This window comes from Dyadobacter sp. CY356 (assembly GCF_021440195.1).
In the GTDB taxonomy this organism is placed as follows: Bacteria; Bacteroidota; Bacteroidia; order Cytophagales; family Spirosomataceae; genus Dyadobacter.
Window position 1 is genome coordinate 39,615 of record NZ_JAJTSZ010000013.1, and the last position, 20,477, is coordinate 60,091.

20 protein-coding genes are annotated in these 20,477 nt (G+C 39.3%); 6 read left to right on the forward strand and 14 right to left on the reverse strand.

Annotation, left to right across the window (positions count from 1 at the left end; all coding sequences use genetic code 11):
* Window position 1 precedes the first annotated feature (1 nt).
* From LXL81_RS27995 to LXL81_RS28005, 3 genes are read left to right on the forward strand one after another with little or no spacing between them, the layout of a single operon-like run.
* Window positions 2-1,219: an amine oxidase gene (locus LXL81_RS27995; RefSeq protein ID WP_234651223.1), complete on the forward strand. Its 1,218-nt coding sequence runs from the start codon at window positions 2-4 to the stop codon at window positions 1,217-1,219.
* Between the two features lie 44 nt (window positions 1,220-1,263).
* Window positions 1,264-2,010, forward strand: a complete 747-nt coding sequence (locus LXL81_RS28000; protein WP_234651225.1) for a PIG-L deacetylase family protein — start codon at window positions 1,264-1,266, stop codon at window positions 2,008-2,010.
* A 4-nt stretch (window positions 2,011-2,014) separates the two neighbouring features.
* Window positions 2,015-2,623, forward strand: coding sequence for a class I SAM-dependent methyltransferase (locus tag LXL81_RS28005; protein WP_234651227.1), 609 nt, complete (start codon window positions 2,015-2,017; stop codon window positions 2,621-2,623).
* A gap of 10 nt (window positions 2,624-2,633) precedes the next feature.
* Here LXL81_RS28005 and LXL81_RS28010 read toward each other — a convergent pair whose 3' ends face one another.
* Window positions 2,634-3,815 (reverse strand): glycosyltransferase, encoded by a 1,182-nt coding sequence (locus LXL81_RS28010; RefSeq protein WP_234651228.1) that lies wholly within the window; start codon window positions 3,813-3,815, stop codon window positions 2,634-2,636.
* Between the two features lie 27 nt (window positions 3,816-3,842).
* On the opposite strand from LXL81_RS28010, the gene LXL81_RS28015 reads away from it, so the two are divergent.
* Both LXL81_RS28015 and LXL81_RS28020 read left to right on the forward strand, forming a co-directional pair.
* Entirely contained in the window at window positions 3,843-4,754 is a 912-nt protein-coding gene (locus LXL81_RS28015; RefSeq protein WP_234651230.1) for a DUF3891 family protein, read from the forward strand.
* Between the two features lie 84 nt (window positions 4,755-4,838).
* Window positions 4,839-5,297: a DUF1569 domain-containing protein gene (locus LXL81_RS28020; protein ID WP_234651232.1), complete on the forward strand. Its 459-nt coding sequence runs from the start codon at window positions 4,839-4,841 to the stop codon at window positions 5,295-5,297.
* A 396-nt stretch (window positions 5,298-5,693) separates the two neighbouring features.
* Here LXL81_RS28020 and LXL81_RS28025 read toward each other — a convergent pair whose 3' ends face one another.
* On the reverse strand, window positions 5,694-7,097 hold the full coding sequence (locus LXL81_RS28025; protein WP_234651234.1) for a metallophosphoesterase family protein: 1,404 nt from the start codon (window positions 7,095-7,097) through the stop codon (window positions 5,694-5,696).
* Window positions 7,098-7,285: 188 nt separating this feature from the next.
* Here LXL81_RS28025 and LXL81_RS28030 point away from each other — a divergent pair, with 188 nt between their 5' ends.
* Window positions 7,286-9,484: a radical SAM protein gene (locus tag LXL81_RS28030; RefSeq protein ID WP_234651446.1), complete on the forward strand. Its 2,199-nt coding sequence runs from the start codon at window positions 7,286-7,288 to the stop codon at window positions 9,482-9,484.
* Between the two features lie 88 nt (window positions 9,485-9,572).
* Here LXL81_RS28030 and nagA read toward each other — a convergent pair whose 3' ends face one another.
* The 12 genes from nagA to LXL81_RS28090 all read right to left on the reverse strand — a co-directional run bounded on the left by nagA (window position 9,573) and on the right by LXL81_RS28090 (window position 20,420).
* The gene (gene nagA / locus LXL81_RS28035; protein WP_234651236.1) at window positions 9,573-10,682 is read right to left on the reverse strand and encodes an N-acetylglucosamine-6-phosphate deacetylase; all 1,110 of its coding nucleotides are present in this window, start codon (window positions 10,680-10,682) and stop codon (window positions 9,573-9,575) included.
* A gap of 52 nt (window positions 10,683-10,734) precedes the next feature.
* Window positions 10,735-11,298, reverse strand: a complete 564-nt coding sequence (locus LXL81_RS28040) for a pentapeptide repeat-containing protein (protein ID WP_234651238.1) — start codon at window positions 11,296-11,298, stop codon at window positions 10,735-10,737.
* A gap of 21 nt (window positions 11,299-11,319) precedes the next feature.
* The gene (gene trxA / locus LXL81_RS28045) at window positions 11,320-11,616 is read right to left on the reverse strand and encodes a thioredoxin (RefSeq protein ID WP_234651240.1); all 297 of its coding nucleotides are present in this window, start codon (window positions 11,614-11,616) and stop codon (window positions 11,320-11,322) included.
* Window positions 11,617-11,720: 104 nt separating this feature from the next.
* The gene (locus LXL81_RS28050; protein ID WP_234651242.1) at window positions 11,721-12,773 is read right to left on the reverse strand and encodes an acyltransferase; all 1,053 of its coding nucleotides are present in this window, start codon (window positions 12,771-12,773) and stop codon (window positions 11,721-11,723) included.
* Between the two features lie 61 nt (window positions 12,774-12,834).
* Window positions 12,835-14,166: a hypothetical protein gene (locus tag LXL81_RS28055; RefSeq protein ID WP_234651245.1), complete on the reverse strand. Its 1,332-nt coding sequence runs from the start codon at window positions 14,164-14,166 to the stop codon at window positions 12,835-12,837.
* Window positions 14,163-15,047: a glycosyltransferase family 2 protein gene (locus LXL81_RS28060; protein ID WP_234651257.1), complete on the reverse strand. Its 885-nt coding sequence runs from the start codon at window positions 15,045-15,047 to the stop codon at window positions 14,163-14,165. The genes LXL81_RS28055 and LXL81_RS28060 overlap by 4 nt, the downstream gene beginning before the upstream one ends.
* Before the next feature lie 24 nt (window positions 15,048-15,071).
* A complete protein-coding gene (locus tag LXL81_RS28065; RefSeq protein ID WP_234651259.1) occupies window positions 15,072-16,022 on the reverse strand; it encodes a hypothetical protein in 951 nt (316 codons plus the stop codon).
* Between the two features lie 16 nt (window positions 16,023-16,038).
* Window positions 16,039-16,800 carry a DUF5672 family protein gene (locus LXL81_RS28070; RefSeq protein ID WP_234651261.1) on the reverse strand — a complete coding sequence of 254 codons (762 nt, stop codon included), beginning with the start codon at window positions 16,798-16,800 and terminating at the stop codon, window positions 16,039-16,041.
* Window positions 16,800-17,783, reverse strand: a complete 984-nt coding sequence (locus tag LXL81_RS28075) for a glycosyl transferase (protein ID WP_234651263.1) — start codon at window positions 17,781-17,783, stop codon at window positions 16,800-16,802. The genes LXL81_RS28070 and LXL81_RS28075 overlap by 1 nt, the downstream gene beginning before the upstream one ends.
* Entirely contained in the window at window positions 17,780-19,003 is a 1,224-nt protein-coding gene (locus tag LXL81_RS28080) for a glycosyltransferase family 4 protein (protein WP_234651265.1), read from the reverse strand. Before LXL81_RS28080 ends, LXL81_RS28075 begins: the two co-directional genes overlap by 4 nt.
* A 56-nt stretch (window positions 19,004-19,059) precedes the next feature.
* Window positions 19,060-19,719, reverse strand: coding sequence for an acetyltransferase (locus LXL81_RS28085; protein ID WP_234651266.1), 660 nt, complete (start codon window positions 19,717-19,719; stop codon window positions 19,060-19,062).
* Window positions 19,720-19,721: 2 nt separating this feature from the next.
* Window positions 19,722-20,420 carry a WbqC family protein gene (locus LXL81_RS28090; protein WP_234651268.1) on the reverse strand — a complete coding sequence of 233 codons (699 nt, stop codon included), beginning with the start codon at window positions 20,418-20,420 and terminating at the stop codon, window positions 19,722-19,724.
* Window positions 20,421-20,477: the final 57 nt, after the last annotated feature.

Below are 20,477 nucleotides of genomic sequence, written 5' to 3' on the forward strand. Positions count from 1 at the left end.
CATGTCTGATCAAAAGATCGAAAACCCGTTTGAATCGTTCTGGATGGCTGGATTTGAATGTACGGATCAATTAAATGCTTTTGGAAACCGTGTTGATTTTCTTCACATAACCTCTCATTACGAACTACTTCAGGAGGATTATCAAAATCTGGGATTGTTTAATATCAAAACGGTAAGAGAAGGTTTGCGTTGGAGCCAGGTTGAAAAATCACCTGGCACATACGATTTCTCTATTTTTAAAAAAATGCTGGAAGCTGGCAAAGAAAATGGTATCCAGCAGATCTGGGATATTTGTCACTTCGGATTTCCGGATGATTTAAGTCCGGTACATCCTCATTTTACAGGAAGGTTTGCATCGTTATGTACGGCGTTTGCAAAATTCTACAAATCATTAGGTTATGCTGAGCCTCTTATTGTAACGCCTATCAATGAAGTTAGTTTCATGTCATGGCTTGGAGGAGATGTAGCCGGTACTTCTCCATATTGTCATCATAACGGTTGGGAGGTGAAATACTCTTACATGAAGGCTTATATTGCTGGTGTAAAAGCACTTAAAGATGTAGATCCGATGATTAGGATCCTGACCACAGAACCCCTGGTTAATATTGTAGCCAGACCAGACGCGACACCATGGGAAATTCAGGATGCTAAAAATTATCATGAACTGCAATATCAGTCGCTGGATATGCTGAACGGAAGAATGTGCCCTGAACTGGGAGGAAAGCCCGAATATCTGGATATCCTAGGATTTAATTATTATTACAATAATCAATGGATTCTTAATCCACATCAGATTTTAGGTTGGAATGATCCTGTTCCACATCCCTATCTGCGCGAGCTTTCAGATTTATTTCAGGAGGCTCATTTACGCTATAATCGTCCGATCGTTTTGGCAGAAACAAGCCATCCGGGTAGCGATCGCCCGCTTTGGATCAACTATATTTCTGCACAGGTTTGCAAAACATTACAAATGGATATTCCATTGTGGGGTGTTTGCATTTATCCAATTATTGACAGGCCCAACTGGGATCATTTGGACGACTGGCATAATTCGGGAATATGGGATATGGATCCAAAGATTAGTATCAAGAGCCGGATTTTGCATCAGCCTTCGGCAACCGCATTGCTGAAAGCACAGGATCTGGTGTCGGTAGAATTACAGGCTGCAAATAATCATCTTCATTTTAGTATCACTGAGAGTCAGATGGAGCTTGCCTGAAATGTAGGTTTTAGAATTAAAAACATAATTTAAAGTCACACATTATGGATCAGATATCAGCATTACACAGCCAGATTGGCCAGATGAAAACTGTCAAAGTTGAAGAATTTGGTTCCAGCCTTATTGTTGCACCGCATCCCGACGATGAAACCCTTGGCTGCGGCGGAACGGTTGCTTTATTACGAAAAAACGGAATTCCGGTTCATTTTTTGTTTGTGAGTGATGGGAGTATGTCTCATCCGAATTCAAAAAAATATCCGGCTAAAAAATTGACGAAGGTTAGAGAAAAGGAAGCAAAAGCAGCAGTTTTAACACTTGGTGGAGAAGTGGATCATATGGAATTTTTACGATTGAAAGATACCAGAGTACCTCACGAAAATGATAATCAGTTTCAGGAAACGGTAGAAAAGGTTGTTAAAATTATTGACGATTTACAACCGCAAACTGTTTTTGTTCCCTGGCAGAAAGACCCGCATATTGATCATCAGGCAACCTGGAAAATCATGTCAGAGGCGGTAAATCAGTCAAAAGTAAAACCGAGGTTTATTGAATATCCGATCTGGCTGTGGGAATTAGGCAACCCGGAAGACATGGAATTGCTTGACCGCATGGAGAAATTTACGGTTAATATTGAGGATACAATGGAAATGAAAAATAAAGCTTTGGCAGCGCACACCTCGCAGGTCACGCATATGATTGATGATGATCCCGAAGGTTTTATGTTAAGCCCGGAAGTGATTGCTCATTTTGATATCCCGCGGGAGTTATTTTTTGAAGCCACTATATCATAACGTTATGGAAAAACCGACCAAATCTCTTGATGCTGAGTTTTTTAATGAAATGTATCAACGAAACGAGGATCCCTGGGATTTTGAAAATAGTCCATATGAAAGGGAAAAATATGAGGCGACATTGGCTGCAATTCCTAATACCTCATATGAAAATGCATTTGAAATTGGATGTTCAAATGGCATATTAAGTGAAAAACTTGCAGGGTTATGTAAAAATCTATTAGCCGTTGACGCAAGCAAAATCGCCATCCAAAATGCTGAGAAACGTTTGGCAGATTATCCGGCCGTTGAGGTTCGTGAGATGACCATACCTAACGACTTCCCTGATCAGAAGTTCGATTTAATATTATTTTCAGAAGTGGGCTATTTCCTGAGCAGAGAAGATCTTGAAACTGCAAAGGACAAAATGATCCATGCTCTTACACCCAAAGGACATTTACTAATGGTCCACTGGACACCATTTGTTGAAGAATTTCCTTTAACAGGAGATGAGGTCCATGATCTGTTTATTGAATCCGCAGGTGATAATGCATCAGATCCTCTGATACATTTACAGGGAAGCAGAGAAGAACAGTATCGATTAGACTTATTTGGAAAGAAAACGGAACTATAAGTTCCGTTTTTTATTGAAGCTGTAAGTTTTTAATTTTTATTTTCAGGTCATTAATTACATCCACAACGTCCATTTTTGGCCAGGCATTCGTCCACTCACCGTTTTCAAGTTCTTCCTCTATTCTTTCCCACAATACCCCAAAATAAATTTCGGAGTCGACCTGAGAAATCAGCCATGACAGATCCAATTGGAGAATCTCAGCTACAACATTCAGCAGGTGTAAGTTATCCGGCTTATGATCGCTGTCACAATTCCAGTATTGACGAAGCAGCCTTTTGGCCTTTAATTTTATAAATAAAGCCTCTGCATGTTCTACTAAAATCGGATCTCTCGCCTCGTTCATTTCACCCCATTGTTTTAATTGAATCGAAAAGCCAAAATCGACCCTGCCTTGTATACGGGTTGAAGTAATTACCTTTACCAAAGGGCTTAATCTGATTCTGGCGTCTATTCTGGTAAGTGCCCTGTGAAAGGCCATATCTTCTAAAAATGGCACCACGGGCAACCTTCCTGACAGATCATAAATACTGCAAGTAACAGCAAAGCTGGCACCAAAACATTGAAAATGGCGTGGCCATGGATCATTAGCAACCGGATCCAGCAGTGCTTCAACTTTGGAAACCAAGTGTTTGTAAGTAATGTCACGAAGATAATAAACCCTGGAAATGCTGTTTTCAGGGCGTGTAAGAATCCGTCCACCTACTACATCATTTCCTTTTTTTATTTCTTCAATGGTATTGAAAACCCAGTATTTATCCACTTCGCTATCGCTGTCGGTGCTGGCGATAATTCCCTGCGGCCGATTCAGCGAGGCAAAACGATTGTAGGCCGCATCCATCAAAAGTCTGCGAACGGTACCAATATGGGCAACATCGGGAGTCAGTTGAATTTCCTCAACATGAAGACTGAATTCCGGATATGTTTTTTGATATGACCTTGCAAATTCTGCGGACTCATCCGTGCAGTTGTTTGCTAAAAGCAATACCTCGTATTCAGAATAAGAGAGTTGGAGCCCTTCATTATCTTTCTGATTACGAAGTGCTTCCAGAGTTTTAAAGAGATTGTCTTCCTCATTTCTTACCGGCAAAATCACCGACAATTTCAGATGTTGAGAAGGTGGTATGGTATAAAATAAAGTTGAAGCCACAACAGGCTCATCCTCTTCGGTTTCCTCAGAAAAAGTTTGCACCATAAATGATTTGAACAATTAAATTGAGAGATGTCTGCTCACTTAAATTATAACCATTTGGAAATAATTTCGACACTAATTAGTAAAAACTATGCCAATAGCTTTTGCCAGGCATTTTCAGTATGGGTAAAAGAAATTAGCAGGATAACAAGGGTTTATCGCCGGATTCCTTCGGCACACTTTTTGAATTACGTGTCGGAATTTATTTTCATTATTATGATTGTTAATTATACAGAAAGTGGCTGGAATATCATTTCCCAGCGGGCACATGGGTTATTGGCGGGTCAAATTTGTTTTAATTTAAAGGCAAAACTCCGTCAGGAAATATGGATGGAAACCATTGTAGCAACCATTGAACATGACGATGTTTTTTATGAATATGAAAACGATGAAAGTCTTCTAAATAATAATGGTGGACCGATTAACTTTAAAATGAGAGAATTTGAGGAAAAGAAGTGTGAAAAATTGCTTCAGATGGCACTTTCAAAAAGTACGTATATCGCATTGCTGACTTCCCGCCACATTCAGTTTTTGCATGACGATTCAGAAGATCAGACTGCCCGGAAGTATTGTCAGAATTTAAAAAAAACGGATAAAAAATGGATTAAAATTGCGGCATGCACTGCGGACGAAATCTCAGATGCTTATGCCATTCTGCAATGGTGCGATGCCTTTTCATTATTGATTTGTCAGCAATTGATTCAGCCTGAGAACAGGAAAATAGAAATCAGTACAGGTACGGGAAATCTGTGTTATATGCTGTATACGCCTAAACCAAACGTACTTACGGTGGATCCATGGCCTTTTGAGACGGACAGTTTTGAAATTCATTATGAGTCTAAAACTATTTCAAAACTTGAATTTAAAAGTGAAAAAGAATTCAGGAACTTGCTGATCAGCACAATGCCGGTCACCCATCGGTTTCAGTTGACTAAACATTAAATATCAGAGATTTATATTAATTTGGTGCCATAAGACTGTTAATCTATCTTTTGATCAATAACTCACATCACTAACATTATAAAAATGGCCCTTCCTGATATTTTTACCAAACCTGTTACAGAAAAACTAATTGAGCGCATTGATAAGCTCACGGCCGCAAGTTTGCCATTATGGGGAAAGATGTCGGTTGCGCAAATGCTGGCGCATTGCTGCATTTCCTACGAGTATGTGTACGACAATAATCACAAACCTCCCGGCACATTCATGAAGTTTATTTTGAAAATGTTTGTGAAAAATAAGGTCACTTCGGAAGAGCCGTATAAGAGAAATAGTGGCACCGCTCCGGATTTTATTATAAAAGGAGATAGAAGTTTTGAAACAGAAAAAGGGAGATTAACAGAATATATCAGAAGAACACAGGATTTAGGTTTTGATTTTTTCGATGGAAAAGAATCGCATTCGTTTGGGAAACTGACCGGGCAGGAGTGGAATAATATGTTTTACAAACATCTGGATCATCACTTGACACAATTTGGGGTTTAGGTTATATAATTTTTATTATCATTTGGTATCACATCGTTCTTTTCCCACGGAATTATTTCGTGGTTCATGATCGATTTGTCGAATTACACCCAAGATTCAAACAATATTTCTTGTTATGCCCGATCTCAAATTTGGTCAATAACTAACTCCTGATACTCCTCACTAAAACTTCGTTTTTTACGATGCTCCTCCTGGTTCCGGATATTTTTGTAAATAGTGTTAACCTTAGAATGGCTGTACGACCTTCTGCCAATCAAATCGATCCTGTAAAAGCCCACTTTTATGGTTAAAGCAATAAGACCGGAAATTCTTAAAATGTCTCTTTAAGTTTAGGGAAGAATGCAAAAAGGACACTTCGGGGAAATCAAAGTGTCCTTTTAAGCGCATTATAAAAACCTATTTCAAATTCTTTCTCGCCTTATATTCCTTAAATCTTTTATTATATTCCTCTAATTGTTCCGCCTTAAAGCTCTTTTTTAAATTTTCCGGCAATTCCAGGCGTTCCTGCATTTTAAGTGTTGTGGACAATTCTACCAAGGTATTCTGACCTTTTTTGTCTTTTTCAAGATTGAAAGAGTCATACAAATCACCGCTAACTGTGAAGGCTTTAAAAGAAAGCAAAGCGTCATTTACTGTAATAACCTGATACAATTGTGTATTGGACGCCGCCCGGTCCATCCAGTTTTGGAGCCCGATATCATACATTTTTGGTCCGCTGACAGAGACTACGTAAATCGGTCCGTCGGGTTTTTTCCTGCTTTGTCCCAAAGGCATATTAATTCCACGACCGTAGGTGTGATCATGTCCCTGTAATACCAGATCAACTTTATGTTTTTTGTAGAGAGGCTCCATTTTTGCTCTCCATTCATCATTGTCACGCCCGTTTTTAGTAGAATAAATTGGATGGTGGTGCATCACGATCGTCCAACGCATATGATGTCCGGCAGCAACTTTTTCAAACCAGGCGGCCTGTTTTTCCAAAACCATTGAATCAAGAATTGCTTCCTGAGAATTTAAAGAAATAAATCGTATGCCTTGGTAATCAAAATAATAAGCAGTTTCAGCTAAGCCTTCCGGGCCGTTTTCCGGCAAAGCAAATTGCGGTCGCCAGTGCATGGAAACGTGTGGTTTTTTTGCCTTATCCATATAATACTCATGGTTTCCGGGAGTTGACAAACTGGGCACCATACCGTTCACCCAGCCACCTGCCTCAAACCATTCACCCCACTGATAATCAGCATTAGAACTATTAATAAGATCTCCGGCGTGAATCATAAAATCCGCTTTTGGCAAAGTTGAATAAGCACCGCGGATCGCTCGGGACCATAACGACCGGATATCATTTTGTGCATCTCCAAAATAAAGGAAAGATACAGGATCATTTTTATCGGAAGCCGTTGTAAAATGAAACCATTCACTCCAGTATTTTCCATCGCCAACACGATACATATACTGGGTCGCTGGTTTTAGTCCGGTGAAATCAACCTCATGGTATTTTACCTGTTTCCCGTCAAGAATTATTTCCTGTGTTTTTGCCTCGACACTTTTTGCATTAGATTGAAAATCAGGTGAAGGATCTGCCTCGTGGATCATCGCCACAGCTTTTGCAACGGTAGAATCTGTCCGCCAGTTTACTGCCTGAGAATGAGCGGCATCGCCTTTCCAACCCAGGATAATCCGATCAGGAAATTTGGATGGAGGATAGGATTTGTTTTCCTGAGCGAAAACAGTAGCCGGCAAAATGGCCAGCAATGAAATTATAAATAAAATAAATGGATTATTTTTTGAAGAAAACGACATTGACAGTTTGCATTAAGTAAAATAGTATAAGCTGCAATAGTACTTTTAATGTTTAATAGTAGGCTATCAACCCATGTTATGATAATGTAAATAATCATTTTGTTAAAAAATAACTGCAACATTTTTCACTTAAATCCATACAAAACTTCCCGTACCTTTGTACTGTGAAAATTGAGATACGCAGTGCTTTGAAAAAGAAAACTTTATTTATAACTCCGCCATTTACCCAGCTGAATACTCCGTATCCAGCCACTGCATACCTGAAAGGTTTTTTAAATACGTTGGGAAGAGAATCACATCAGGCAGATTTGGGTATTGACGTCATTCTGGCACTTTTTTCTTCAAAAGGACTGCGTCAATTATTTAATTTGCTTGAAGAATCTGACACAGAACTGACCGATAATAGTTTCAGGATCTATTCGCTCCGGGATGAATACATCAGTACGATTGATCCTGTCATCCGCTTTCTTAAAAATAGAAATCCTACCTTGGCGCATAGTATATGTGACAGAAGTTATTTGCCCGAAGCGAACCGTTTTCAGCAACTGGAAGATATGGACTGGGCTTTTGGGACAATGGGGATTCATGATAAAGCAAGGCATTTGGCCACTTTATATCTGGAAGATCTTGGCGATCTGATCCAGGAAGCCATTGACCCGCACTTTGGTTTCAGCCGTTACGCCGAGCGACTTGGCCGTTCAGCTTCGCATTTTGATGAAATGTGTGAGGTTTTGGAAATGCCGGATACGCTTCTGACAAACCTGTTGGTGAATTTACTTGAAGAAAAAATTCAAAACTATCAGCCAGATATTGTTTGTATAACAGTGCCATTTCCTGGTAATCTTTATGGCGGGATGAAGTGCGGCCAGTATATCAAAAAAAATCACCCACATATTTCTGTCGTAATGGGCGGAGGTTTCGCCAATACCGAATTGCGTTCATTGAAAGAACCACGGGTTTTTGATTATATCGATTTTATTTGTCTGGACGATGGCGAAGCACCGCTTTTATCCTTACTGGAATATCTGGATGGCGGCAGGGAAAAAGAAAAATTAAAGCGGGTTTATGCCCGTACCGATGGCAAAGTAATTTATTATAACGGAGCCAGGGAACGGGATGTACCACAGCGGGATACCGGAACGCCGGATTACAGTGATTTGCCATTACATGATTATTTGTCGGTTATTGAAATAGTTAACCCGATGCACCGGTTATGGAGTGATGGACGCTGGAATAAACTGACTTTGGCACACGGCTGTTATTGGGGGAAATGCTCATTTTGCGATATTTCTCTGGATTATATCAAAAGATATGAACCAATGACGGCCGCACTTTTGTGTGACCGGATAGAGGAAATCATAGAACAAACCCAGCAAAACGGTTTTCATTTTGTTGACGAAGCAGCACCACCGGCATTGTTGCGCGATCTTGCTTTGGAAATCATCCGCCGTAAATTAACAGTAGTTTGGTGGACGAACATTCGCTTCGAAAAAAACTTCACACATGACCTTTGTCTGTTACTGAAAGCATCCGGCTGTATCGCCATTTCCGGTGGATTGGAAGTTGCATCGGACCGGCTTTTGGAACGTATGAAAAAAGGCGTTACCGTCGCTCAGGTTGCCAGAGTGGCAGATGCTTTTACGCAGGCAGGCATTATGGTTCATGCTTATTTGATGTATGGATTTCCTACACAAACAGCGCAGGAAACCATTGATTCCCTGGAAATGGTGCGTCAGTTATTTCATTTGGGAATTGTCCAGTCAGGTTTCTGGCACAGGTTTGCGATGACCGCGCACAGTCCCGTTGGACTTCATCCGGAAGAGTTTGACGTGATGCGCATTGGTCCGGAGATCGGAGGATTTGCCAATAATGATCTGGAACATGATGATCCGTCGGGTGCAAATCATGATTTATTCGGAGATGGTTTGCGGAAATCGTTATTCAATTATATGCACGGCGTATGTTTTGATTTCCCACTGTCAAAATGGTTTAATTTTAAAATTCCTTCACCATCCATTTCGCCAAAATATATAGAAAAAAGCATCAGCCAGTTTCCTGATGCCATTCCGCGTACCAATGCGATGGTTGTCTGGATGGGAAGCTTGCCGACACTTTCTGTTTTTGAAGAAAAAAGAGGAAAAAATATTACAGAAATTGCCGAACTGGTTTTTTATAACAAAAAGCAGGAATGGGCTTTGGAAACCAGCGTTCCCGTAGGAGAATGGCTGACAGAAATAATGCCCGAACTCCTTATTGGAAAACACGAACCATATCCATTGGATAAAATGAAAAGTAATTTTGAATCACAAGGATTAGGTGAATTCGAAACTTTTATGCGTTCAAAGGTTTGGGATGAGCTAAAAAGTGGTGGACTATTAGTAGTATAAACAATTAACCGCAATAAACATTTATCGCATTGCGCCCATTGCGAAACATATGGCGTCTATTGCGGTTAAAAAAATTCAGTTCAAAAACTTAGTTCAAAACCTCAAACTTCTCCAACAAATCATCAAAAGATGTAAACACAGCAGGATACCCAACCGCCAGACTTCCAATTTTATCCCCAAGCCCAACCGCCATGGCCGGCCGAATCGTAGCCATCTCAATAGCTTCCTGCAAAGGAATCCCGACTTCACGAACAGCATTTCTCACAGCATCAGCCAAAGAAATAGTAGCTCCCGCCAGATTTCCTTCTGAATTATTATATTGACCGTCTTGCAGATAGGCGTCAAACTCGCCCCACTTAAATTCCGTTACCTTTTCGCCAACAAATAACGCATCAGATATCAAAAACAATTTATCTTTTTTGGCTTTGTAAGCAATTCTAGCCGCTGCATAATCACAATGAACACCATCGATAATGATCGGGGCGTAAACTGAATCATTGTCAAATGTAGCACCGACCAATCCGGGTTGGCGGTGACCAAATGCTGACATGGCATTATATAAATGGGTTACTAGTTTAATTCCCTGATCAAATGCCTGGCTAGCTTCCTGATATGTTGCATTGGAGTGCCCGGCCGAAACCGTAATTCCCGAAGCTAAAAGCATATCAATCTGCTCTGAAGTAAACATTTCCGGAGCTATCGTAATCAGCTTGATCACATCTTTCCCATGACTGATAATTGCTTCCAATTCCGTATCCGAAGGTTTTCTAACATATTCAGTAAGATGTGCACCACGTTTTACCGGATTTAGAAACGGACCTTCCAGATGCATTCCAAGGACTCCTGATCTTGGATTATTCCTGATATAATTCCGGGTAGCTTCAATGCCTTTCAGTATATTTTCAAGCGATGAAGTAATCAGCGTTGGTAAAACATAAGCAGTGCCCAGTGCTTTGCTGGCTTGATATATATCATCGATCGTTTCTTCATCAGCTTTTTCAGTAAAATGAAAACGCTCTCCTCCGTTGATATGCACATCGAAAAGGCCGGCACTAATATTTTGAACTTTCAATGCTCCTTCAACGAAGCTGGAAGAAGTTAAAGAAGATATTATACCATTTTCGACAGTAATAAGTTGGCCGGTCAGAACGGAATTGCCGGTATAAACTTTCTCAGCAAATATCTGATAAGAAGACATAAGTTAAAGACGTTTTTATGAGGTTTAGGAATAATGACGAATCAGATAAACGTCATTTTATTATAATATCAAATTTAGTCAAAAGACCTGCTAAATCGGAAGAAAGGAATTTAGCTTTTTTGACATTATTTATTGCCGGATCTATCGTGAAGTTCTGGCTTGTTGTGAAATCCACACCACTAAGATTGGTATAGGAAAAAACAGAACCCATTAAATCACAATTAATAAATTTTGATTTGGAAAGATCGGCCTGAGTAAAGTCTGCACCGTTAATTTTGCAATTTACAAAGGCACTTTTATTCAGTTTTTTATTGTCGAAGTTGGTATAATCCAAAAGACATTTTTCAAAACGAACTGAAAAACCGAAGTCCTTCGTATCCGAAAAATTGACACCGATAAGTTTGCAGACAACAAATTCAACATCAAACATTTTGCAGTTTGTCATCACAGCATTACTCATGTTGCAGCCAATAAAAGAACAGTCGGTGAAATCAGTGCCCGCGATATTGGAAAAGATACAGTTTGTAAATTCATACTGTTCAAAACTTTGCTGCGGAAGATCCTGAACTGTGAAATCGATATTACTGATTGCCTCGACGTTTCTTTTATTAAACATTAAACCTGAAAAATAAGATTACTATAAATATTTTTTGATCACACTTTGCAACTGATTGGCCTGCACGACACCAGACTGACGCCACATTACTTTGCCATGTTTAAAAACAATCAGGGTAGGTACGCCTTGAATTTTATATGCTTTTGCAGCGGATGGATTTTTGTCCACATCCACTTTCACAATCGTTGCTTTATCACCTAAATCTGCTTTTAATTCTTCCAGAATAGGTTTCATCATTTTACAAGGTCCACACCATTCGGCTGAAAAGTCGACAAGAACCGGTTTATTGCTGTTAATTAAATCCGAAAATGCTGACATGATTTACATTGGATAGTTCATCATGATAACCAATCTGAGAGGTGATTGGTTTAATATTATTCCTGAACTTGTCCCAATTTTGGAATAATAAATAACATACAGATCTATAAATCAAATTTTGATTTCAGGTATTTTCCAAATCTTTTTTCGATCAGTTCGTATGTAAAATGTGAATAAAGTATTGTAAGAGAAATCGAAATGATCAACGAAAATACAATCATCGGTTCTGTCGGTTCCGCTTTCAATACCCTGAAAATACAGATATTGATAAAGATCAGAACAATGGCGTGGTTCAGATAAATAGAGTAGGAAATCTTACCAAGATATTGAAAAGGAGCACTGGAAAGCAATTTCGTAACGATGCCGCTTGAACTGGCAAAAATGATTATGCCAATAGAGAATAAAATCGGGAAGATAAGCCGTATCAGATTCCATTCGTAATGGTGGGTCGCATACATCGCTGCCACAAGCAAGAGAAGAAAAGGAATTTCCAGAAATGTCAGTTCAAATGATTTATTCTTTAAAAATGAAAAAGTAAATATGCCCATGCAAAAGCATAAAAGACCGCGGACAAATCCGTAATCATAAACAAGCATATATTCGTTTTTTGAAATGATAAATCCTACACAGGCAATACTCAGAAGCAGGAAAATGAAATATTTTTTTGACGGTATAAATAAAAGAACGAGACCGAAAATAACGTAAGATATCATTTCGGAAGATATTGACCAGGCAGGATAATTTATGCCCATCCAGTCGCCGAGAATAGGCGTTGAACCCATAAAAGTAAGGGTGTCAAGTCCTGATTTTAAATAATATGACAGCCTCATATCCGTCATATTTTTAAACGCGCTATGGTCCCCGATAAGATTGGCAATGATGAAAACGACTTCTGTGTAGAAGAGTAACGGGTAAAGGCGTACAAATCGTTTTTTAAGAAAAGTGACGAAATCTTCAGCAGTGTGAATTTTTTCTATGTAATTCATCGCGATGACAAATCCACTCAATACAAAAAAGAAATCAACAAAAAGGCTGGAATTGATTACGAAGAAATTGTTATAAAAAATGGAATCTCTGAACGCATTATGATGATGGGCAATGACCAGAATTGAAAAAATCCCTCTCAATCCATCAAGCTGTTCTACTCTGTTTCTCATTGATAAATGCAATGTCATCAACCCTGATATTGCATTTATCAGGGTTATGTCAAATGGATAATTAGGAACTGGCAGCGGCTAATCTGCCGCTTGCTGGTTGACGGGATAATTTGTAAAAATAATCAATACCCAGAAAGCGGATCATCACAGCATAAGGAAACCAGTAAGCAATATCGTAAGGCCGTCCGCCGGAGATCAAAAGCACTATCAGCGAAATAAAGAAATAGGCAAGAAAAGTGGAAAGCGGAGTCGTGTTTCTTCTAATTTCCTGAATGGAGTAGATGAAAAGGAAAAAGTTGAATCCGTTAAAGAAAAGAAATCCCAAAATCCCGTGATTAACCCATGCTTCGAGAATTGGAACGTCGAGGAAACCGCTTTTGTAGCCTCGTCCTAAAAACACATCCCATGAATAAATCGTATCCAGAAATGTTCCAAAACCACTTACCCGCCCCATTGCCGAGGCATCAATATCAGCAGTATCAGATAATTTAACCCCGAAAGATGTGAAAATTACATCCATGATACGGCCTTCAAATATATCCCAGTAGTTGAGAAGGCTATCTAATACACTGCCATACTTGCTAAGGAAGTAACTGATCCCGAGTATGACGAGCACGACAAGCATTATATTTTTGAAGCTGAAAAAGCTTCCAATGGCTGAAAATATTTTGGTGACTTTGAAATTGTAAAAAACATATAAACCCAACATCATACCAACACCCAGATAACTAGATTTTGCAAGTGAAAGTACGATAACCGCAAGACTAAATAATACAGAAAAATAAAGGAACAATCTGGGGAAAATACTCTTGTACTGCGGAATAAGAACCATTGCAGTTAAAAGGCAAATAATACCATTTCTGGCTGTAATGTGGGGATTTCCACCTGCCTGAGCACCTTCGTTTGAGAAACTTACCGCAGCCCGCATACCTAATGTCCAACTCGGATCGGTCATCAGCGAATATACCAGCGTAAGATTTGAAAACAGGGAAAAAAGGAAAAGAACAGGTACCAGCGTATCTTTTACATCGCTGGGAATACTCATTAACAGCAGCAGAAATGCAAAAATATAGGCATAGTTACCAATATCGGTAACGCCCATTCCCATGTTGTTAAAAAACAGGAAATAGTATACTGACAAAAGCAAAAACCCCACTCCCAGATTGAACAAAACAGGATTAGGATTGTAAAATCTAAGAAACAGATTCGTTGGGACCATCAACAAAAGCGCCAGGGCAAAGAAAATAGCCGTAAAAGTGCTGCTTGCCGGCCCTATTCCTAATGTATCACGGAAAAAGAATATAAGAGGGAACCCGTTGAATAGCATTGCTATACCCACGGAATACCTCAGATAGTTAAAGTTCTTCAATAAATTGCCTAGACTCAAATTCATCTTGATAGTCTGAAACGTATGTATTTGAAATCGAATCGAAAAGTAAAATAGGCTATTTTTCTAACCTTGCACCAAAGATACCTGATTTTGTTCAGAGCCGGGAATGTTAACGCAGAATTGTACAATTTTTGTATCCTCAAATGTTCCTCCGAGCCTACAGATGCAATGGTCGAGGACTTGGCATCTGCATGTACACGAAGCGCTCCACCCAGTCCTTCCACTTTCCTGATCAGGGTAGAATCATGCATGGTATAACGTGTGATAAATTCATAATCAAACGCAAAGCGATAGGATTCATCGAACTTCCCGAATCTTTGAACCAGTGATCTTTTGAAAAATAATGACTGATTGTGAATCTGCATTCCCTCCAGAATCTGGCAGGTCAAACTGTATGACGTGGTTTTCAAGATTTCCGTCACTTCGTCATCCGTCGTGATCATAAACAAATCGCCATATAAAATATCCGCCGGCTGTTCCAAAGCTGCTTTACCAAAACTCTTAAATGTGCCTTCAAAATATACATCGTCGGAATTTTGGAAACTGATCCATTCACCCGTTGCCATTTCCAGCGCCTTATTAATGGCATGAACCTGTCCCCGGTCTTTTTCCGAAACCCAGTAGGTCAGATAAGATTCATATTTTTTTATAACCTCAACGCTTTTATCAGTGGAGCCGCCGTCAATAATTATATATTCCAGATTGGGGTAATTTTGATTTAAAACGCTCAAAATAGTCCGTTCGAGGAAATCTGCCTGGTTATAAGATGGCGTAATGATGGTAAGCTTTGGAAAACGTGCAGTTTCCTCACCACTGAAAGTTTTTACTTTTAGTGCACTTATAAAATTGCGGAGTTCCGTTGTACTTTCCTGTAAAGGCTTCATACTTTTTATTTCTGTTTCCTGATCCTAAAACTGATCAATGAATGTTGTGATAGCTTTTAATTTGCCGGTTAAATTTTTCCGAAGTAATCTTTGATCACTTATTTCAGGAATTTTACCATAACCTGGCTCTCTGTCCGGTAATCCCTTATCAAAAGTCTTAACCGTTTCTGAATATTCTTTGAATAACTTTTTGAATGCCGGACTTTGATGGGCAAGCATTTGATGATTAGACCAAACCGGATCAAAATGCGTCATTCCTGCAAAATCTGCTGAAATTAGTTTTTCATTTTCAACCGAAAAACTTCCGTTCTTTTCGGTCAACGTTTTATTCAATATACTTTGTAAACCGTAATGCCATCCGGGATGCGTGATTTTTGTCGTTTTTTCGACCCACACCGGCGCATAATTTAACCAAAGCTGATCCATACACATTCCATTGCAAAGGTCAAATTTCGCCCTGTCTATTGTACGATGCGCCCACCATTCAAGCATTTTTAACGTGACCGGATTTGGTTTTAAAGCCCAGCCTCCGGAATGAAACATACCAATATTCAAAATTCTCTTATCATCCAGATTTTTTGAAGCGGCGAGCGGTTTTGTAATATTGGGTGTTAAAAATAAATCAGCAGCAGGATCATTAATTTCCTGCATAGCGTCATAAAGTATGGTTGTTGGCGACAAAAATGTTAATGAACTACAATCAGGATTTGCCTTCAGAATTCCCTTGGCAAACCACGGACGCGAAGCTGCGACGAGTTCAAAGTCATAATACCGTGCGCACATTTCCCCCCATTCCTGAATCCCCAGTTTTTCAACAGAAATCGCTTTTATATTTTTAGGCAGGTTTGAAATTGGTGATTTATCTGCCCAGCCTATATAAAAAAGATAGTCGGGATGATGGCGCAACACGGAAACACCCAGCGCCAGGGCGTTGGGTAATTGAGTTCTGTTGCAAACGGTAAAAACGATGTTCATTGTGGTGTGCTTTCTTCTATTTATAAAAGGGAAGATGATCAATATTTTTGGTGGTTACGCCGGTAATCCCTGTTGGCCACGCGTCACGGTTATCGGGAAATAATGCCGGCCGGTTTTCAATATTTTGAGAAAAACGGGTTTGTACAATTGCTGTCGGTTTTCTCAGATATGGCCAAAGCCGGTTGGCTTCCAGTTCCCAAAATAATGAATCTTTATTCTCAAAGTTATATTGATCTCTGTAAAGATGCGCTTCCTTTTTCTTTGCGGATAAAGTACTCATCATCCGTCTTACGTGACAAAGTTTTAATCCGTCATTTTCAAATCCTTTTCCCAGTGCTTTTTTCTGATCTTCATTAAGACCTAAAACTCGTGAAAAGTCATTAACCTGACCGTTTTTGAAAACAGAATTATCTAAAACCGGATTTGTATGCAAATAGTCATAACCTTGTTTGCACCAATAGTGAATTTCGTCCTTGACTATCCAGCTATTTAATTCGTGAATCAAAACAAAATCGCTCCATGTAAATCTGTTATAAAAATCTTCCATCAGGAAGAGATTGGCCAGCGTCTGTCTGTTTTCGAAATATTTTGGTCTGAAAGTTAAAATTTCAAGACGATCATGATTTTTTTCTATTTTGGATAAATCTGCACCCTCATAAGTAAATAAAATGACCGGATATTTTTTCAGCGCTTCAAGGCTGTGTCTTAAAATTAACTCTTCCAGAACGGTAAGTTCAGGATTTAATATCGGGATCAGAATGGATACAAGTTCTTTCATTACATTGTATCAAGCTGATCTTTTAAATAATTAAATGGCCTTTTCAGGAGTTTCCTGACACGTTGATATCTGAAAACTTTTGGCGGTTTAATATAGAAGCAAGGGAATTTGCGATAATAGGCATTCCCGTTTTTAATCAGACTTTCTCTATAAATTTCAAATAGCGGAACAGCATCCGGACGCTCGGAAAGTTGGAAACGATCCTGGTATTTTGATAAAACAGCAGGTTTTTCAGGGTCGTAGCCGCTATAATGCAAAAAAATCAATGGATTGGTTTCATTGACATAAAACACATTTTCTTTATGTGAAAATATACGTTCATGCAGATTCCAGTATGCGGCGTTATAACCAGGATTTCTTTCAATATGTGTATCAGGAACAAAAACGGGAAGAAAGTTCATCCAGTTTTGATCCACAAATAATCCGTTACAAAGATCAATCAAACATTCATAACGCAACTTTTCTTCCCACCATCTGATAAATTCAGTATTGACAGTACTCCTTCGGAAGGCAACAAATCCCAGATTATAAATTCCGGTATTTAAGTGATGCAATTCGTTGGGCGTCAGCCTGTCTTCAATCGGTGAATTGATATGTGGTGTTAAAACCGCTTCGTGATTTTTTAACGAAGTCAGTAAGCCGGTTAACGGCTGATAAACAATAATGTCGGGATCAAAATAGATAACATTTTGAGCCTGTGGGTATTGTTTGAAAAAATATGTGAAGTAAAAAGGTTTAACGGCTGTGTTAAGCTCGGTAATATTATATCTGGCAGCGATTTCGTCTAATCCATCAATGCCTATTTTATCTATTTCAACCATTGGGTATTTTGGCTGATAAGATTCTTCAAAAGCTACGCCTTCCTGATTGTCAACCAGACCGATCACAAAAAGAATTTCAGGATTGGTGCTGGCAAGGGAATCTCCGAGTGTTCGGGCCTGTGCAAGGTAATTTATTGAACAAATTGTAAAAGCAATGGTCATTGATTGTGTTTTTCAGAGACCTGCAAAGGTAAGTACTTTTGAATTATGGTTTCAATTTTTGAAACGCTCTTGTCAGTATTATGGCGTTCCAATACTTTTTCACGTCCTTTACGACCCATGGTTTCCCTCATGTTTGGATCCAGGACTAACTTGATTATAGCTTCCGAAGCAGCGGAAATATCCATATAGGGAACCACAAATCCGGCATCTGATTCTATCAGCTCCGGAGCTCCGCCCGCTCCGTCAAAACACACCACGGGTGTTTCATTTAATGCAGCTTCCAGCACTACGAGTGGATAGGGATCCTCACGGGAGCTTAACATAAGCACGTCAAAACGACTGATATAATCCAGGGCCTGCGGAGTAGGAGGTATCAGAATGATACGATCTTCCAATCCCATCAGGTGAATGTCACTTTTTATTAATTCATAAATCTGATGTTGCGGACCAGCACCAACCCAGACAAAATAAACAGGTAACGGGCTGGTTTTTTGAATAGCCCGACGGGCGATCCAGTTAAAAATGTCATTTCCTTTTCTCCATTCCGCATTTCCGCAGCCTCCAATAATGACGGCGTCGTGTGGTATGTTATAGGTTTTTTCCAAAAGATTACGTTGTGCATTTTTTAGCTTTTCATCAATATGATCGTGATCAATCAGTGTAAAAGTACTGACCTGATCAGCCGGAAAGCCATAATCACAAACATAATGATCGGCTACTGCGTGCGAAACTGCAATCAAATGATCAGCCTTTTTTAGTAAATATTTGAGGTGATCTTCGAATGTATATATTTTGACCGACATGCCCAGTTCATGAACAAACAGGACGACAGGTAAATGATGTAAAAACTTTAAAGATTCGCAGTAAACTTCGGCATTGGCAATCGAGTTTACAAAGACCAGTCCAATATTCTGACTTTCCAGTTCTGCAACAACACGCTCACGGTCTTTTTGGCCGGTATGTTGTTCGTATAATTTATGAAGTCTGATCTTCCTGAGAATTTTTCCGGACAAAGGTCTGGATACGATATTGTCCGTACTGAATAACCGCGTAATGGTTACTACTTCCTCAAATTCCTTTTCAAGCTCGCCGCCATTGCATAGCAGCAAATGCATGGGAACTTGTCGCTCTTTCAGCAAACGCAGAAGTTGAAGCAGTAATAACTGGCTTCCTGCGCGGTTTGCATCGTGGCTTATAAAAAGTACTTTCTTTTGGGTCATTCGGTAATAAGTTGATATCTCAAAAATCAGATCTCAAAGTCGCGTTGGAGGGTTGCTTAGTATGCTTCAAAACTCTTTTTCCCGGGTACTTTTTTGGCGGGATTTCCAATATAAATTCCCCATTCCTCAGTTTCCTTCGTAATAGCTGACGCCATTCCGACAAGCGTTCCCTGAGCAATGTTTGTATAATCTCTGATTGTACTGTTAACTCCGAAAAATGAATAGGATTCAATTACACAATGTCCGGACATGACCACATGTGAAGTAAAAAAAACGTGGTCTTTTATCTGGCCGTGATGACCAATATGATTTCCACTCCACATCACCACGTTGTTTCCAACCGTTGTAAAGGGCTGAATGGTATTGTCTTCGAGAATAAAGCAATTGTCGCCAATCACATTTCTGTCCAGGATTGTGGCGTGCGAACTTATGTAGGATATAAGTTGATATCCTTTGGCTTTAATCTGGTTGTAAACAGCTTCCCGGTTTCTGTTCATATTGCGTCCAGTCATAGGAGCAAAAAAAGAAAATTCAGCCGGAGGGAAAATCGTTTCAACATCCTCAAATGCTACCAAAGGCAGGCCGCGAAATGATTCTTCCTGTATATATTCCCGATTTACTGAAAAAGCTACTACTTCATGTTCCGAGTCGTGTTCCAGATAATAGTGCGCAAGTTCCGCTGTATCCAGAACTCCAAAAATAATAACTTTTGCCATTCTTATATAAGTTCGAATTCTTTTAGAAGTTTACCGATACTTTCTGCATCGTTAAACATAAGTATGTCTATAATGGATAGCCAAGGTACGAAAGCATTTTTAAATTGAGGATAAGCACTGGCCGTACTTTTTATGAAATTCAGCTTGATACCCTCATTTTCAAATTTATTCTTATCGTACAATTCCATTCCACCAATCGGATTAATGTAATGATCAGCTTTTTCCTGTTTGCAAATATCCAGAATCCGATCCTGTGCTTTCAGCTCTGTGTTTTGATAAATGGAAGAGGACGGAACAATTTCTGTCATGATTTCCATATACGCACAAACTTTCTGTAAGGCATGAAGCGTAAATTCTGATATCGTTTCTGCATTCGAATTTACGATTTCTTCAATCAGAAGAAAAACCTTTTGATAATTTGGCGCTTTCAGATATGATTGCTGAACAGTCTTCAGAAACTTTTTCTTCCACGGGTCGTTAATCGACAGCTCAACTTCGTTGATCAGCTTATTCTGACTCGCATCTTTGAGCGGAATAGTAAAAAGATGTGCCTGACCAGAAACCAAAATGTTGTTTCTATTGATCCAGCCCTTATTTATGAAATTGACATCGTCATATATAACAAACTTATCAACAGCATTGATCAGCTGAAAATACCCGATATACGGGAATATATAAGGCTGCATGATGGCAATGGTCATGGAAGGAATTTTATGATGAATAATAAAAATGTGTGCTGTTTAACTCTGCGGCGTTAT